Here is a 1,354-nt window from a genome sequence, read left to right on the forward strand (position 1 = left end):
GGCCGGCGGCCCGGCCGCCCCCGCGCGGTGCGGCGGAACGGTCACCGACAGCACCGCCGACTCGTGCTCCGCGTCGGGGACCAGCGACGGGTCGCCGGGCCGCAGCACGGTGACGGCGCGTGCCACCCCGCCCGGCCCCCTGGTGTGCACCACGGTGCGGTGGACGGCGTCCTCGGGCCGGGGGCCGCGCAGCGCGAGCAGCACGGTCAGCCGGCCCGCCGCGTAGCCGGGGCCGCCGTCCGCCGCGCTGGCCCGGCCGCCGTACATCGGCCGGGGGTCGATCCCGCAGACCACGGTGTCCGCACCCACCCGCGACCCGTCGGCCAGCTCCACCCCGGCGGCCCGGCCGCCCTCCACCGCGATCCGGGACACCGCCGTGCCGAACCGGAACTCCACCCCGCGTGCCAGGCACCGCTCGTACACCGCGTCCGCCAGCGCGCGCATCCCCCCGCCGACGTACCAGGTGCCGAAGGTCTGCTCCAGATACGGAAGGACGGCGGCGCTCGCCGGGGTGCGGCGCGGGTCGAGCCCGTGGGCGAGCGCATGGCTCTCCAGCAGCGCCACCAGCCGCGGATCGCGCAGCTCGGCGCGTGCGATCTCGGACAGGAAGGGGGCGCGGCGGCGCAGCAGCCCGCGCCGCGGCGCCGGATACGGGTCGGCGCCGAGCCGGGCGCGGTCGCCGGCGTCGGTCAGCGGCTCCTCCAGCAGCGGGCGCCGGGTGGCCTCCCACGTCCTGCGTCCGCGGCCCAGCAGCTCGCTCCACCGCTCTCCCGCGCCCGGGCCGAGGGCCGAGTCCAGGGCGTCGACCGTGCCCGCCCGGGAGCCGCCGGGCAGGAGGACGGACGTGCCGTCGGCGAAGACGTGGCGGACGGCCGGGTCCACCTCGGTCAGCGCGACGCACTCCTCCAGCGGCTCGCGTCCGGTCTTGACGAAGAGGTCCCGCCAGACGGCGGGCAGGTACAGCAGCCCGGGGCCGGTGTCGAAACCGAACCCGTCCCGCTCCAGGCGGCGCACCGCGCCGCCGTGGGTCCGCGCCCGCTCGTACACCGTCACCCGGTGGCCCGCCACGGCCAGCCTGGCGGCGGCGGCCATGGCGCCCATACCGGCGCCGATCACCACAGTCCGTGCCATGACCAGGCACTCTAACCGGGGCGCGGTAACAGCTTCGAAGGGCCGTACGCAGTAGATGAGTAGAAGTACCTGAGTCCGGTTCTGAGTAGCCGTACGGATGGGCTTCACCAGGCGTGGACGGCAGAGTCGGAGACGACGGGAAACGCGGCGCCGCACCGCCGGCACGGGGCGGCGGAGCGGCGCGGCGGCCGTCTGTAGGGGGAACGCTCGGGGGACACGGGGG

At 77.2% G+C, this 1,354-nt stretch carries 1 protein-coding gene; it reads right to left on the reverse strand.

What is annotated here, in order from left to right; genetic code table 11:
• Positions 1 to 1,131: NAD(P)/FAD-dependent oxidoreductase (locus L7D48_RS28865; protein WP_237884063.1), on the reverse strand; the 1,131-nt coding region annotated here is incomplete at its 3' end.
• Between the last annotated feature and the right edge of the window lie 223 nt (positions 1,132 to 1,354).

Origin of the sequence: Streptomyces sp. ICN903 (assembly GCF_022015835.1) — a bacterium.
Lineage (GTDB): Bacteria > Actinomycetota > Actinomycetes > Streptomycetales > Streptomycetaceae > Streptomyces > Streptomyces fenghuangensis.